At 48.5% G+C, this 15,611-nt stretch carries 12 protein-coding genes; 3 read left to right on the top strand and 9 right to left on the bottom strand.

From position 1 onward, the window contains the following. The first annotated feature begins 431 nt into the window (after positions 1-431). Both GNP95_RS04470 and GNP95_RS04475 read left to right on the top strand, forming a co-directional pair. Complete coding sequence (locus GNP95_RS04470; RefSeq protein WP_155609645.1) at positions 432-2,744, top strand: DUF2339 domain-containing protein; 2,313 nt, start codon at positions 432-434, stop codon at positions 2,742-2,744. Between the two features lie 184 nt (positions 2,745-2,928). Further along, positions 2,929-3,468 (top strand): hypothetical protein, encoded by a 540-nt coding sequence (locus tag GNP95_RS04475; RefSeq protein WP_155609646.1) that lies wholly within the window; start codon positions 2,929-2,931, stop codon positions 3,466-3,468. A 506-nt stretch (positions 3,469-3,974) separates the two neighbouring features. On the opposite strand, the gene GNP95_RS26680 is transcribed toward GNP95_RS04475, so the two are convergent. Further along, complete coding sequence (locus GNP95_RS26680) at positions 3,975-4,097, bottom strand: DUF6612 family protein (RefSeq protein WP_413773730.1); 123 nt, start codon at positions 4,095-4,097, stop codon at positions 3,975-3,977. Between the two features lie 137 nt (positions 4,098-4,234). Here GNP95_RS26680 and GNP95_RS04480 point away from each other — a divergent pair, with 137 nt between their 5' ends. Next, the gene (locus GNP95_RS04480) at positions 4,235-4,840 is read left to right on the top strand and encodes an SLOG family protein (RefSeq protein ID WP_155609647.1); all 606 of its coding nucleotides are present in this window, start codon (positions 4,235-4,237) and stop codon (positions 4,838-4,840) included. A gap of 500 nt (positions 4,841-5,340) precedes the next feature. Here the strand turns inward: GNP95_RS04480 and GNP95_RS04485 are convergent, their stop codons facing one another. The 8 genes from GNP95_RS04485 to htpG form a co-directional block, all read right to left on the bottom strand. After that, a complete protein-coding gene (locus GNP95_RS04485) occupies positions 5,341-5,841 on the bottom strand; it encodes a CYTH domain-containing protein (RefSeq protein ID WP_155609648.1) in 501 nt (166 codons plus the stop codon). Positions 5,842-5,895: 54 nt separating this feature from the next. Continuing rightward, positions 5,896-6,495, bottom strand: a complete 600-nt coding sequence (locus GNP95_RS04490; RefSeq protein WP_155609649.1) for a response regulator transcription factor — start codon at positions 6,493-6,495, stop codon at positions 5,896-5,898. Beyond that, positions 6,492-7,628, bottom strand: a complete 1,137-nt coding sequence (locus GNP95_RS04495) for a sensor histidine kinase (protein WP_155609650.1) — start codon at positions 7,626-7,628, stop codon at positions 6,492-6,494. The genes GNP95_RS04490 and GNP95_RS04495 overlap by 4 nt, the downstream gene beginning before the upstream one ends. Positions 7,629-7,739: 111 nt before the next feature. After that, positions 7,740-8,798 (bottom strand): Delta(5) desaturase DesA, encoded by a 1,059-nt coding sequence (gene desA / locus GNP95_RS04500; protein WP_155609651.1) that lies wholly within the window; start codon positions 8,796-8,798, stop codon positions 7,740-7,742. 283 nt (positions 8,799-9,081) lie between these two features. Beyond that, positions 9,082-10,251 carry an aminotransferase class I/II-fold pyridoxal phosphate-dependent enzyme gene (locus GNP95_RS04505; RefSeq protein WP_155609652.1) on the bottom strand — a complete coding sequence of 390 codons (1,170 nt, stop codon included), beginning with the start codon at positions 10,249-10,251 and terminating at the stop codon, positions 9,082-9,084. Positions 10,252-10,325: 74 nt separating this feature from the next. Further along, positions 10,326-11,780 carry an aminotransferase-like domain-containing protein gene (locus GNP95_RS04510; RefSeq protein WP_155609653.1) on the bottom strand — a complete coding sequence of 485 codons (1,455 nt, stop codon included), beginning with the start codon at positions 11,778-11,780 and terminating at the stop codon, positions 10,326-10,328. Positions 11,781-12,445: 665 nt separating this feature from the next. Further along, positions 12,446-13,393, bottom strand: coding sequence for a putative RNA methyltransferase (locus GNP95_RS04515; protein WP_196427059.1), 948 nt, complete (start codon positions 13,391-13,393; stop codon positions 12,446-12,448). A gap of 266 nt (positions 13,394-13,659) precedes the next feature. Further along, positions 13,660-15,534, bottom strand: coding sequence for a molecular chaperone HtpG (gene htpG, locus GNP95_RS04520; protein WP_155609655.1), 1,875 nt, complete (start codon positions 15,532-15,534; stop codon positions 13,660-13,662). Between the last annotated feature and the right edge of the window lie 77 nt (positions 15,535-15,611).

Raw genomic sequence — 15,611 nt, forward strand, 5'->3', positions numbered from 1 at the left:
TAACCACCAGATGCAGTGCATTAAATGGAAATGATGCGCCTAATTAGGCGTAAAACAACTATTTCTGAGAATTAGATGGATTTTTACGCCTAAAATGAGGAATTCAGCCCATTGTTGGCAATTTCCCTTCTTCTAATGACATGAAATCCATGTAAATCGGTTATCCCCTTCTTGCCGCAGAAACTAACTGCTATAAATCCAATTATTATTAAGTTAAACGATATAAATGAATGAGGAGCAAGTACGTACAATGTTCCTGTAATTACTTGTCTCCTAGATAGATTCCTGCGAGGATATCGGTTCTATAAACATAAAGTATTCACTTCCAAAATATGGACTTGAAGGATCGCCAGCCATCCGTTAATGTCAATGGTTGATCAGGTATCGTAATCGGAGTGTTCAACATTTAAACAAGCAGAGGTGATACGAACTTGGATAAAGACAAAAAGATCAGAGAACTGGAGGAAGAATTAAGAAGGATAAGCGAACAACTGTCTGAGCTGAAACTAGGCGAAGGACTTGCATCAAAACCTTTGAACCCGGTACTAGAAAAGGAAGCAGGCCAGAATCCCGCCCTTGATTCATCCCCTCAGGCACAGCGGCAGGGTCAGCAGTCCGGACCGCCGCCATGGAACCCGCAAGGCCCACAGCAGCAACAACTGCACACGCAGCAGGAGCATTTACGCTCCGAACAACAGCTGCATCCACAGCAGGAGCTTTTGCATTACCAACAACAACAACAACAACAGCATCAACAGCAACAGCAGCAGCAACAGTATCTAAACGACCAACGTCAGCAATCGGACCCGCAACTAGAGCAGCAGTCCCAACAACAGTACTACCAGCAAGAACATGTCAAAAATCAAGACACATTGGTTGGCATGCGGCATAACCAGCAGCAGACTGACTATCCAGGGTGGGATCCACATCGCTCGCAACAACATCAACATCAGTATCCACACCATCACGAGCAGCATCAGGAGCAACAACCAGCGGGGCAACAGCGGAACTTACAACACGATCATCAGCAAATGTACCATCAACAGGAGCCGCAACATTACGATCAGCAGAGGCACTCTTTGAGTCAGGAGGCATCCCCTGATGCTCAACAGTACAGCCAGCAGCAGCAACAAGCACAGTTTCTGAACCAGGCGCCTCCTGCGGGAGCGCCATATCCAGGCCAACCGCCAGAATTCCAGCAGCCTCCATATGTGAAGCCTCCTGCGAATACATCCCGCTCCTCGCAGGATTGGGAATACGCGATTTCACGGGTATGGCTGCCGCGGGTTTTCATCGTCGTGTTATTGCTCGGCGTACTATGGCTGTTCATGGCCGCTGTCAACGCCGGATATTTAAATGAGCCGATGCGCTGCCTGCTAGGAGCCGTCCTCGCCGCAGCCATGTACTGGTTTGGAGACAGGCAGGTCCGCCAGCAGCGCGAGGCATTGGGGCAGGTCCTTTTAGGCGGAGCGAACGCCGTGCTGGTGCTCACTCTTTTTGCCGCACATATGCTCTATAACTTGATCCCGCTCGGCATTGCCTTTGTCCTGTACATCATGTCCATCGCCTTTGGCGTGTTCATAGCGGTTCATCATCGATCGCAAACGCTGGTCATCATTGCCTTGCTGTCCGGATACCTCATACCGTTTCTGGTTAAGTCTCCGGCTAACCCGTGGATGTTCGTGTTATACGAAGCGATTTTTTCTATCGCCATGATGCTCGTATCAATCCGTTTCAATTTCCGGGCCGCTTATATCGTAGCCATTTCCGTCCTGCATGTACCGCTCTTAATCTTGTATGTGCAAGGCCTTTATGATAAAAGCAAATATCTCTTTTTAATCGCCGTATTATTACAGCATTTCGTATTATATGGAATTACAGTGGCCCGCCGCTACCGGCACAAGCTGGATCAAATGATTTTGCTGCCGATTGGCTTTTTCCTGCTCTCCCTTTGGATCATCGGACTGTACTCTGGAGAGGAAGGGTACACGTTCAGCATTCTGATGGCTTTATTGTCCATCCTGTACAGCGTGACCACCGTGCTGTCCTTAAAGCACAAAGAAATGTCGCAGCTATTTGCTTCCATTGCTACGTACGGCTGGGTCGTATTCATCGTCGACAGTGTAGGCAACAACTACAAGGCCAGCGTGCTGCTTGTCTTGGGCATGCTCTCCTTAGCGCTTGGCATTAAGCTGAGAAGCCTGCTGCAGCAAATCGTCGGCTTAACCTTGTACTTGTTTAGCGCATTGCTTATTTTATTCAGCTTTATGCCTGCCTTTTTCTCCAGCGAGACGCTGGCCTGGTTTTTGCTCGTAATCAGTATGCCGATTCCGTATTTTATGGTGAGAAATGAACAGGAGCCTAAATGGATCCATTCTCTTTGGAACGTCTTCAACTGGGTTGAGGCAGCCCTTTGTCTCATTTTCCTCACCCAGATTGCCTATGTATTAAGCAAATCTTTCAGCAGCGATGTCCAGCATTTGAGCTTGTCCGGCGCATGGATTCTCTATTCGGCCGGCCTGATTATTTTCGGGCTGACCACGAACCGCTCCCGCGTCAGACTGGCAGGCGTCATTTTCTTGTTTGTCATTTTGCTGAAAGTCGTTATTATTGATTTGCCATGGGTATCGATCGGCGTAAGGGCTGCATTATTTATCGCCTTGGGGCTTGCGGGAATAGCTACCTCAAGATTGCTTTATAAGAAGAAGCAGGACGAGGGGCAGCCCATGTCCCCGGATGCATAAACAAATACCAGAACAGCAGACCTGTGTGTGTAAAATATTAACTGATTTCTTGGCAGTGTTAGAAGAACCGTCTTTTGGCGGTTCTTTTTTCTGCAATACAACCATGCTCCGCATATAACTTGCCACATGGATTATGATATAATCACGGCACAATGAAATTTATGTAATTTTAGGGAGGCAGTACATGCTTACGTTCCAACAGAAAATCCACATTCTTGAATCTTTTCCCCAGCTTGAGCGCCGGGACGTATCGCTGGGTCGCGTCAACTTCCACTATGAAGGCAGCATCTATGACAAAAAAACGGTCGGCTATCACCTCCATCCGAACGGCAACGGCTTTATTTATGCCGGGCGGCTCGATCGGCCCGATGTTAATGATAAAGGTTTCGTCAACATTCGCGACTTCACGGAACCCGAGCTTCGCCAACTGGTGCAGCAATCGATCGATTCACTGTCCGGGCTGAGTACAAGTTATTCCGGCTCCCCAGTACCGGGCATAGGAGCCGCTGCAATAAGTGGTGATACAAGCGGGTTAGGTATACAAGCGGCAATTTCAGGCGAGAACTCCAGCGAAGAGCTTTGGCATGACCCGGAAGGAACCAGCCTGCTGCTCAAGCCCGAGGACGACTTATGGTACGTTTACGCCGGCTCCACCATTGAAATGGTTTTCGAGACCCGGGAGGAAGCAGAAGAATATTTGCGCGAGGAAGGCTTTGCGCCTTAGGAGAAGACATGGCTGCCCTTCTTATATAACTTCAAAATAAAGCAACAGCAACTAATAACCACAGTCCAATACGCTATATTGACTGTGGTTATTTCGCATACAAATAATTTTTGTCAAGATTAATCAAAAAAGTGTTTGAAATTAGACACAAAATGTTTAATAATATGTAATAAGGGTGACACAAATTGTTCACAAATTATGAATTCAGCATTCACAAGGAGCTGATCCGTATGCAAAAGCCAAAAACAGAGTATAAAAACGAAAGCAACATATTTGCCTGGATTGTCGCATTAGGTACATTCTATACACTGTTCTATACGACCTTTACGATCCTTGCCATCCACGGTTAATAACAATCAGAATATAAGAACTTAGACCTTTCTGAGAGCCAGAAAGGTCTATTTGCGTGGAGCCGCTTCAGGCGCTACGAGATATATTGAGGGATCGTCGCATGGGGATGTTCCGAATTACCAGCCGCGCTTCTAACCATTCTTCCATTCTCGAAATCAAACCTTCCTGCACACCCTAGGAATCCTAACCCAAATATCATCCGTTAAAATATAGATACCTTCATTCGTTATGTATTGCTTAATCTCTGCCTCCCCTTCTTCTCCCGTATACATTTCCAGCTCTTGATAAGTACCCTAAACATAATAATCAAATTGCACCAATAGTAAAACTTCTTCCAGTCAGGTAGCTATCTCATGAAAGCTATTCTATGATTATAAATAATCAAAAAATTTAATTAGAACGAAGGAGTCCTACATTGAAGAACTTATTCGTGACCGGTTATCGGGCTCATGAGCTTGGCATATTCAATAATAAGCATAAAGGAATCCCCTATATCCAGCAGGCGATCCGGAACAAGCTGATCCCTCTTCTGGAGGAAGGGTTGGAATGGGTCATCACTCCCGGACAATACGGCGTCGATCTTTGGGCTTGCGAAGCCGCCGTCTCGCTCAAATCGCAATACCCGCAGCTGAAATGCTCCATTATTACGGCATTTAGTAACCCAGAGGAAAAGTGGAGCGATGATAAAAAAATATATTACGAGCATCTGCTGCGAAGCATCGATCACTATGCCGCGGTAAGCAAAGAGTCTTACCAGGGCAAATGGCAGTTCATAGCGAGGGACGAGCTGCTTCTGCGTAAAACGGATGGCATTCTGCTCGTCTATGACGAAGAGATGGGCGAGGCCAGCCCAAAGTTTATCAAGCAGCGGGCACTTCGCAAACATGCGGAAGAGGGGTATGAAGTCCTTACCATCGGCGCCGAGGAAATTCAATCTTTGGCCGAGGAAGAGGCGGAAGCTCAGTTTAATGATGTACAAGCTTATGAATGGCTTGATCCTGGGCAGGAATCATCAACATAAACGGATGATCACGGCACGAACAGCGAGAAACTTTACTCAACCAGCGAGCGAATATTACTTTTTGCAGGAGTTATTACTCGGTCATTGGGAGCCAATGCTCCTTCAGCGCTGTCTATAGCTTGATTCAATGCTCGGTACTCTGACTATCCAAGTTAATTGGATTTCGTGCATTTATTCTATTCTGATCAGACAATAACGAGAAAATAGGTGGATAGCGAGTATCTATAAACGCTGGATTCATCAGATTCGCTTTCTTTCTTCGCTATTAAAGACACGAAATCCAGTTAATTATGTGCTTTACGACTACATGTATATTTTAAATACCAAAAATCCATCTATTACCCATTCGCTGTTACCGGAACATACCTAACCCGGAGACGCAAAAAAAAAAAAACCTCCCCCAGCCCAATCCAGTCACCGACCGTCGCCATGCAGAGAACCCCGTGCGCTGAGAACGCGCGCGGGGTGAAAAACAGTAAGATGGCATCGAATCTACAAGTTCAACTCGAGCGCTCCTGCAGTTCCTTCCATACTTTCTTATTGCTATATTCCTTATTCGTGCTAATGTCCGGACCGAACCAGTCCGGCGGCGTAAATCCGATCGCTTCCTCTTCAGAAGCAAATTCCACCTCAAGCACCATCAAATCAATTTGATCATACAGGTCGACCTCAATGATTCGCCCATTCCAATTCGCCGTTACCCGGTTCTTTGTTAAGGGCACTGCCTGGTGTATCCCTGTAATCTGTTCGTAGATCCCTTCCGAAATTTCGTACTCTACTTCCTCCCGAAGCAGACCATGCCCCTTCTTAAAGGTATGCGTATATGTAACCTCGCCTGTAGCCAAGTCCTTGATTTTACGCACGCGCAGTTCCTGATCGCCAGCAAGCGCCAGGTAGGTCTGCTCGATTCGATGCTCTGATTGCAGTTGCAGCTGCCCTTCTTCGATTAAAGATTGGGGTATCTCCTGAAGCAGAAATTTACGTTCAATTTCGAATGACATTTGCTGACACATCTCCTTCTCTATGATGACTTACGATTGGGGGTACCCCGAATCCTACTTAAACCATCCCTTCTCTTTAAAACGGGTAATGGCCTCGATTCGATTGCTTACTCCCAGCTTATCCAGGATGACGGAAATATAGTTGCGAACCGTCCCTGTAGTAATGAACAGCTCGCTAGCAATTTCCTTGGTATTTTTCCCGTCAGCGACAAGCCCCAGTACTTCTTTCTCCCGCTCGGTTAACGGGTTCACTTCCCCGTAGGCCTCATCGACAAGCTCTGATGCATAGATTCTGCGCCCCGCCATAATACTGCGAATAGAAGTTGCCAATTCCTCGCTGGGACTGTCTTTCAGCAAATACCCGCTTGCCCCGGCTTTAATCGCCCGCTCAAAATAGCCCGAACGAGCGAAGGTCGTCAGAATCATTACTTTACAGCCAGAGCCTTTCAGCTCTTCCGCCGCGTCCAGACCATTCTTCACGGGCATTTCAATATCCATAATACAAATGTCCGGCTTATGCTGATGAACTAGCCGGACTGCATCTTCCCCATTGCTGGCCCTGCCGACTACCGTCATATCTTCCTCCAAATCAAGGATTGAAGCAAGAGCTCCGAGCAGCATGCGCTGATCTTCGGCAATGACAATTCGGATCATATCGATGCCTCCTCTACGGGTTGTTTTAGTGAACTAGGAACTTTTATCGTCAGCACCGTCCCACCATTTGAAGCAATTTCCATGCTCCCGTTAACAAATTCGAGGCGTTCCTTCATCCCTCGCAGACCATTTCCCTTGAAATAGTACGAGTTGACGGCTATGCCTACGCCATTATCCTGTATTGTAACGATTAATTCACCGCGAGACGGTCTAATTACAATAGAGCAGGCCGTAGCGCTGCTATGCTTCACGATGTTCGTTACGGCTTCCTTAAGACACATGCTGAGCACATTCTCATTCATCAACGAAATGTCCAGCTGCTCAGGATCCCCTTCCAGCGAGAATTCAATTTGAGCAGCCTTCAATATTTGCCTGATCCGGAATATCTCATCCTGTAATCTCGTTCCTCTCATCTGAGTAACCAACTCTCGAACTTCCTTCAACGCTACTCTAGCTGTCTGGCGCACATCAGCAATCTCGGCCTGTGCCCGGGATGGATTCTCAGCAATCAGCCGGCCTGCAAGATCGCTTTTCAGACCGATTAAAGACAGCTTCTGGCCAAGCGTATCGTGCAAATCCCGAGCAATCCGCTGACGCTCCTCCAGCTTCACCAGCTCCGAAATCCGCTTGTTGGCATCCTCCAACTGTCCTTGCAATCGATCGCTCTTATTGCGGTTATACGTCGTAACGGGCAGCAGAATAACGCCGATCAAGCTGACAAGAACGAATGGGAGCTGCGTAATGAACCACGAGGTTTTCGTAAGAAATCCCCAATTTATCGTCACCACCGTTGTAACCAGGTGAATTGTATACAACGTAATAAAGCCTACCTTATTTTTGATATTTCCTATGAAGAAGGCCAGAAACAAAGAGAAATACACATAGCCGAATAACATCGTCATCGTAATTGAATTAGCGATCTGCAAGCTGGTCCAGAAATATACCTTCCAGCCCCTGGACACAAATGACAGTACATAACAAACAAAAAAAGCGATGATCAGCAAGCTTCCCAACACAATCTGATAAGGCGCAGAGGATCGGAATATGAAGTAAAAGGGCAAAATGTAGAAAACAACCCAGATGTATGGACTCAACCCGGTATTTCTTTGAAAAATCTGATACCATTTCTGCATTTTCCCCACCACCCTTTGTTAAGATAATTCATTTTTTTCAATACCCCATTATGCAGTTAGTATAAACAAAGAACAAGCCCATTACTATCCAAAATAAGGGCTTGTTCTTCTTTATTTCGCTTGAACGCTTGGTAACGGACTAGGTTTGTGACCAGCAGTAGCAGTAGGTTTGCGCCGAACCTCCCTAAGCTCCTTAAAAGAAACAAACGTCTTGCTCCGTTCGTCCCACAGACGGAAACGCAGCGATTGAAGACTCGTTCGGATCGTGATCGTCGTGGCTTTCTGCAAGGGCGGCGTAGCCTCATGGGCCTTTTCCAGATTGTAGTTCGGCACTTTCGGGCTCAAATGATGAACATGATGGAACCCGATGTTGCCAGTAATCCATTGCAAAATTTTCGGCAGCTTGTAATAGGAGCTTCCTTCTACCGCTGCGTTCACATATTCCCATTCTTCATCATGCTCAAAGTAAGAATGCTCGAACTGATGCTGAACATAGAATAACCAAATGCCCAGCATACCTGATATGAAGAAGATCGGCAGCTGTACCAGCACGAAGGCCTGCCAGCCGATCGCCCATATTAATAACGCATACAAGCCGACTAGCGACACATTGGTCACGTAAGTGCTAATTCTTTCTTTTCTCCGCGCATCTTTACGGTTAAACCGATAAGCCACAAGGAATATATAGATCGGTCCGATAACAAGCATCATAAACGGATTGCGATACATCCGATAGACGAATTTCGTCCAGGCCGAGGCAGCCATGTACTCATCGATCGTAAGGAGCCACATATCTCCAACTCCGCGCTTATCGAGATTGCTGCTCGTTGCGTGGTGGATCGAGTGGGTATTTTTCCATTGCTGATAAGGACACAGCGTGAGAACACCCGTAATCGTCCCTAGTATTTCATTAGCCAGCCGGCTCTTGAAAAAGGACTGGTGGCAGCAGTCATGAAATATTATGAAGGTTCGGACTAGAAAACCGCCAGCAATGATGGTGATCGGCAAGGTCAGCCAATAGGATACCGAAAGGCTTAAATAAGCGCCATACCATAGAAGTGCTAGGGGCAGCAATGTATTAATCAGTTGGCGGACACTTGATTTCATGTCAATCTCCTCGTAAGGAGCTACGTTTTTCTTCAAATCTGACAGACGGTTGGATTTGTTCATCTTTCATTTTCCTCCCCGGGCCTGACGCGCCATTTATTAATCTAACGACTGGAACGCCGAAATCTTTGATGTATTCTAATTATAAAAAATACGGCCTAGATGAGACAGATATATCCGTCAGTACTTGAACATGATAAATGTCATATCCGTTTCCTGTTTATTCCGTTGATTCACCTTTCAACTGGATCTACATACAGAACATAACAAACCAGCAGCAAAAAAATGACCAGCACAAACAACGCCCGCCGGAAGGCGAGCGCTAGATTTAAGCTATATCAAGCTTCTACGACGATTGCCGCAGCGGCAGCCTCACGAAGCGCTCTATCCGCTCCACGGCCTCCTGCAGCTGGGACATGCCCGTGGCATAGGAGCAGCGGATATAGCCTTCTCCGCCCGCCCCGAACACCTGGCCGGGCACGGCGGCTACTCCCGCCTCCTGCAGCAGGCGCTGCGCGAACTCCTGCGAGCTCAGGCCGGTGCCGGCGATTGACGGGAACACATAGAAGGCTCCCGCCGGCGCGTGACATGGAAGGCCAATATCCCGCAGTGCCGAGACGAACCACTGCCTGCGCTGATTGTAGGAGCGGATCATTCCCTCCATCTCCTGCATACCGCTGCGCAAGGATGCGATCGCTGCCACCTGTCCCATCACTGGCGCGCACATCGCCGTGTATTGATGAATTTTCAGCATGGCTGCGATTAGTTCGTCAGGGCCGCATACATAACCGACCCGCCAGCCTGTCATGGCGAAGGCTTTCGAGAAACCGCTGATCACGAGCGTGCGTTCCTTCATGCCAGGCAGCGAGGCGATGCTGACATGGCTCCGCCCATAGCTTAGCTCTGCATAAATTTCATCCGAGATGACGATGAGATCATGGGCGACGGCCAGCTCGGCGATCGGCACCAAATCTTCTCTCGTCATGACGGCCCCAGTCGGATTGTTGGGATAATTCAATATTAACACCTTGGAACGGGGTGTGAGATGTCGCCGGAGATCCCGGGCACGCAGCTTGAACTCTTCCTCTGCCGAGGTCTGCACCTCTACAACCTTGCCTCCATGCAGCTGGGCGATTGGCGTATATGCGATGTAGCTTGGCGTCGGTACGATCACCTCATCCCCCGGCATCAGGATGGTACGAAGCGCCAGATCGACCGCCTCACTGCTGCCTACGGTCACGAACATTTCATGCGCCGGGCTGTAGCTTAAACCGAATCTTGCCTGCAGATAGCCGGCGATTTCCTCCCGAAGCTCCATAAGCCCAGCATTCGGGGTGTATCCCGTCGTCCCCCGATTCAGCGCTGCGATGCAAGCCTCGACCACAGGTCTTGGCGTTACAAAATCCGGCTCGCCTACGGCGAGGGATATGACATGCTCATCCGCCGCACCCACAAACGCCCTGATTCCAGATGGAGGTATCTCCTGTACCACCGGGTTAATCCAGTCATTTCTCATTTCAGCCCACTCCCGTCCCATTCATTTACTTCCCGCTGCGGGAATCAATCATAACCTACAGGATTGAGGCGGGATCACGTCTGAGCGAACACCTCCCTGGCCGCTTCACCAATGATCCTTATTCCCTCTTCGATATCCTCGTCACTTACGCGGGAGAAGCCCAGCCGCATCGTATGCCGCCCAGTGCCATCCGTATGGAAAATATCCCCCGGCGTAAATATGACGCCCCGCTGCTTGCAAATCTCCAGCAATTGTCTCGTATCCGCACCTTCGCCGAAAGATACGAACAGATGCAGTCCTCCGTCTCCCGTCAGCTGGTTATATGGCAAATACGCTTCGCAGCACTGCTTCGTCCATTCGTATTTTCGTTTGTATTCCGTCCTGGCTTTGCGCAAATATTTATCCAGATTGCCATTGAGCAGATATTGATACAGTATCGATTGATCCAGTGTTGATGTATGGATGCTGCGTGCCCGCTTCAGGCTTTCCAGATAGTAGATCAGTTCCTGATCCGCTAGAACCCAGCCTACCCGGAGACCGGGAAACAGCACCTTGGAGAAGCTGCCCAGATAAATCACCCCATTGCCCTGGCCAACCGCTGCGATCAGCGGAGACACATGGGAGCCAGAGTAGCGAAGTTCCTCATTGAACCCGTCCTCGATAACGGGGACCTGATAGCGGGTCAGCAGCTTCATGAGCTCAAGCCGTTTCTCGGGGGACATAACAATTCCCGTCGGATTATGGTAGGAAGGCACCAAATAAGCGCAATCGAAGGATTGCTGCCGCAGGGTCTGCTCCAGCTGCTCCAAATCGATGCCGTCCCTTTCCATGCCGATGCCAGTGATTTCGTACCCATGCAGCCGCAAATTTTTAATCGCTGTATGATGGGTCGGATTTTCACATATAACGGCGCCGCTGCGCTTCGTCAAAGATGAAAGCACCAAATCCAGGCCCTCCGTGAAGCCATTTGTAATGAGCAAGTCCTTCCCGGCAAGGTCCACGCCTTTTTGCTCCATATATTGCTTCAGCAGATCAATCAGCGGTTTATAGCCTTTGGCATAACCGTAGTTGAGGAGAACTTCTCCTTCCACCGCCATCCGGTCAAGGAACGCCCGCTTGACGTTGCCGAGATCAAACAGCTTCTCGTTCGGGGCAATGCTCGTAAAAGAAATCGTGCCCCGCTCCGCGCGTATGCCGTGCTTCATCAGATCCATTGCCTCGGCCATCCGAGCTTGTTCATTCATGCGCTCCGGCCAGTCCAGCCGCCATGAAGGTGCTGCCGCGCTAGCCGTGTTCTGGGCAATGTAGCTCCCTTTCCCCTTCACGGTGTAGACCAGGCCTTCTTCCTCCAGTCCGAGGTAAGCCGAAATAATCGTATTGCGGCTCACGCTCATCAGTTCGCTGAGCTCCCGGGTTGAAGGAAGCTTCTGATGCGGCTGGAGAACACTTTTCATGATCATGCGCTTCAAGTAATCCTTTACTTGAACGTAGGCCGGCCGGCCCTCCACTAATTTGAAATCCTGATACATCTTTATCTCTCCTATCCCTATAGTGGCATAGAATCCATATTGGCAAAAGAACCACAGCCCTGCATTGTTGCCAAGGTTGTGGTTCCCTTTCATCTCAAATCGATCCGTTTATATTATCACTATTATAAGTTGAAACATTGCAATCCCACTTATTAGTTCATTTTATATAAGCTGCGTGTCCACTAAGCTGTATCGTAAACTGAATGGAAATCATGTATCTAATTATGCTCTAAACAAATGTTTCAGAGGGGTAGATGGATTTTATGCATCTAAAATCAAGAATCATGCCCAAAATAGCCTTCTTCCTTCTTTTAATGACATGAAATACATTTAAATCTGCTTTCGCTTCCTTAGCGCAGAAACTAACTGCTATAAATCCATTTAAAAATGTAAACAACTATTGAAATGGATGCGGGACAAGTGCTGCTGCTACAATGATGGAGGCAAGTTCCGCAAAATCTTCCCCGATCCTGTTGCCCCCCGTTTTCTTGGATTATATAGGTTCGTAAAAGGTAGGAATCCGATCACAAAGGCGACCGGATGCCTAAACTCTCGAAGCAGCTTTAAGGCGATCACATGCTATGCTTCCGAAGCAGCTTTCTACCAGACATCTTTCAATTTCTACAGAAGCATTTTTCTTCCTTGCCTGCATCCCACTTGTTGGATCATCTATTATATATCTTCTTGCCTATCAAAATGACAAAATCGAAGGTTATGACGGGCTGCTTATCCTTCGCCTGCATCAGGCGAAGCTGCTCCTCACCGGCCTGCCAGGCCAGCGGAGTCATCTGCAGCAAATCCGCCAGATCCTTCTGCTCTATTAGAAGCTCGTATTTTACCTGCTGCATGTCCACAAGCTCAAAATGACGGCGAAACAGCTCAATCGTCCTGTCATTGGAATACGTCCGCCGCCCCGTCTCGCTGTGCAGCGCCCGCCGTATTTCCTGTAAATACTCCGTGCCCGGGATCACCTTCATTACCAAGCCATCATCCGCAAGCATACGGTGAAACTCGGAGTAATTCGCCGGGGACAAGATGTTCAGGATAATATCGAAGGAGTCGTTGGCAAAAGGACATTTCGCAAGATCGGCAACTCCCCACAGCATTCCGGGATTGGCCTTAGCTGCCATTTGGATGCCAGCTTTTGAAATATCTATCCCTGCGGCGACAAGCCTGCCCTCTGTCGTTCCCGCCAGCTGGCGCACCAACGCTGATAGATGGGAGCCTTCTCCGCAGCCTGCATCCAATATCGCAGCGGTGGTACGTTGCCTTTCTCCTGGACTCTGACCCAGGCTGCGCCGCACCATTTTTTGTTGTACCAGCTCTACCTGCTGCCTCGCCTGCCGCCGCTCCAGCTCGTTCTGGACAATCTCGCCCAGGCGGTCGGTCAGCCCCCGAAACACCCCAGCCTGGCTAACTCGAGCACGCGATTGAAACAATCGCTTGTCGTATTTCTCCTTCGGAGCTTGCAGCAGGAAATTGACGTACCCCTGCTTTGCGATATCAAAGCAATGACGGCTTTTGCAAATCAGACTATTGTCCTGCAACTCTAGCGTAACCGAGCACACCGGACAAATGACTGTTCCGGCAGGTATGGTATGAAATATTAACATGCTATCGCACCTCATTCATTCGTATTGAGTTAATGAAAAAAGGCACAGCTAAATAAGCCCAGGCATCTTCATTCTTAAAAACCCGGGATTATCCTTCTGTACCTCTCATTAACGCAACCGAATGTAATGAATCATCTGATAGCAACCTCTTTCCTGTATAAGCTCATGCATCCTTGAACATGGCAACAAAAATGACGAAAGGAGCTTAGAACAAAAGCTCCTTCCGTCATTTTAACTTAAAGCTGATCCAATTGTAAAATCAGGGATTACACCATGATTTTGCAGATGTCATTCGTAAATTCCACCGGATCCTGCACAGGCAGGCCTTCGATCAGCAGCGCCTGGTTGTACAGCAGGTTGGTATACAGGCTCAGCTTCTCCTTATCGTTCTCATGCGCCGCCTTAAGCGATTGGAACACCTCGTGGTTCACGTTGATTTCCAGCACTTTATCGGCCTGAACGTCCTGGCCGCTCGGCATCGCCTTCAATATTTTCTCCATCTCGATCGATAGGTCTCCCTCGGCCGACAAGCAGACCGGGTGGGATTTCAGCCGCTTCGAGGCTTTAACACTCTTCACTTTGCCGCCCAGAATGCCCTGCATCGCCTCAAACAGCTCTTTGTTGCTGCTCTCGTCTGTATCCTGATCCTTCTCGTCCGGCTCGATGCCGAGATCGCCGCTCGATACCGATTTGAATTCCTTCTCCTTGTAGTTCAGAATCGTCTTGAGTGCGAACTCGTCGATATCGTCGGTGAGGTACAGGATTTCATAGCCTTTATCGGCGACAACCTCCGTCTGCGGCAGCTTCTCGATCCGTTCGATCGATTCGCCGGAAGCATAATAAATATATTTCTGATCCTCAGGCATTCTTGAGACGTATTCATCCAGCGTAACCAGCTTCTTCTCTTTGGAGGAGTAGAACATAAGCAGATCCTGGAGATCCTCTTTGTGCATGCCATAGTCGTTGTACACGCCAAATTTCAATTGGCGGCCGAAGGAATTGTAGAACTTCTCGTACTGCTCTCTTTCATCCTTCAGCATGCTTTGGAGCTGCCCCTTAATCTTGTTCTTGATGTTGCGGGCGATCAGCGTGAGTTGACGGTCATGCTGCAGCAGTTCCCTGGAAATGTTGAGCGACAGATCCTCGGAATCGACCATCCCTTTGACAAAGCCGAAGTAATCCGGCAAGAGGTCGCCGCATTTGTCCATGATCAGCACGCCGTTGGAATACAGCTCCAGTCCTTTCTCGTACTCCTTCGTGTAGTAATCAAACGGAGTGTTCTCCGGAATGAACAGGATCGCATTGTACACGACTGCGCCGTCCGCGCTAATATGGATATGTTTCAGCGGTTTGTCGAAGCCGTAGCGCTTCTCGTGGTAGAAGTTCTCGTAGTCCTCTGCGGTCAGCTCGTTTTTATTTTTCCGCCAAATCGGCACCATGCTGTTGATCGTTTGCTCTTCCTTGTATTCCTCGAACTCGTTCTCAGTGCCTTCTTTAGGACGTTGTCCGCTAACGTCCATCTTAATCGGATAACGGATGAAGTCGGAGTACTTCTTGATGATCGCTCTTAGACGGTACTCTTCCAGGAACTCATCATATTGATCCTCTTCCGTGTTCTCTTTGATTTTAAGAATAATATCGGTGCCTGGCGTCGCCTTGTCGAACGGAACGATCGTGTAGCCGTCCGCCCCTTCGGACTCCCATTTGAAGGCTTGGTCGCTGCCAAACGGCTTGCTGATCACGGTCACCACGTCAGCTACCATAAATGCCGAGTAGAAGCCAACCCCGAATTGGCCAATGATATTGTGGCCGTCTTTCGCTTCATTCTCTTTCTTGAACGCCAAAGAGCCGCTCTTCGCAATAATCCCGAGGTTGTTCTCCAGCTCTTCCTCAGTCATGCCGATCCCGGTATCGGAAATCGTCAGCGTGCGATTCTCTTTGTCCGGCGTAATTTTAATGAAGTAATCCTCGCGGTTGAACACGAGATTGTCGTCGGTCAGCGCCTTGTAGTATATTTTATCGATCGCATCGCTGGCGTTGGAGATGAGCTCTCTTAGAAAAATTTCTCTTTGTGTATAAATGGAGTTAATCATCATTTCCAGCAATCTTTTGGATTCCGCCTGAAACTGCTTCTTTGCCATGAACAATAATCTCCTTTCGTTCCTTTGCTTCTAGCTACTTAGATCCTTCACCTTGTTAGCACTCAAGTTCGCAGAGT

This window comes from Paenibacillus woosongensis (genome assembly GCF_009725165.1).
GTDB lineage: Bacteria > Bacillota > Bacilli > Paenibacillales > Paenibacillaceae > Fontibacillus > Fontibacillus woosongensis.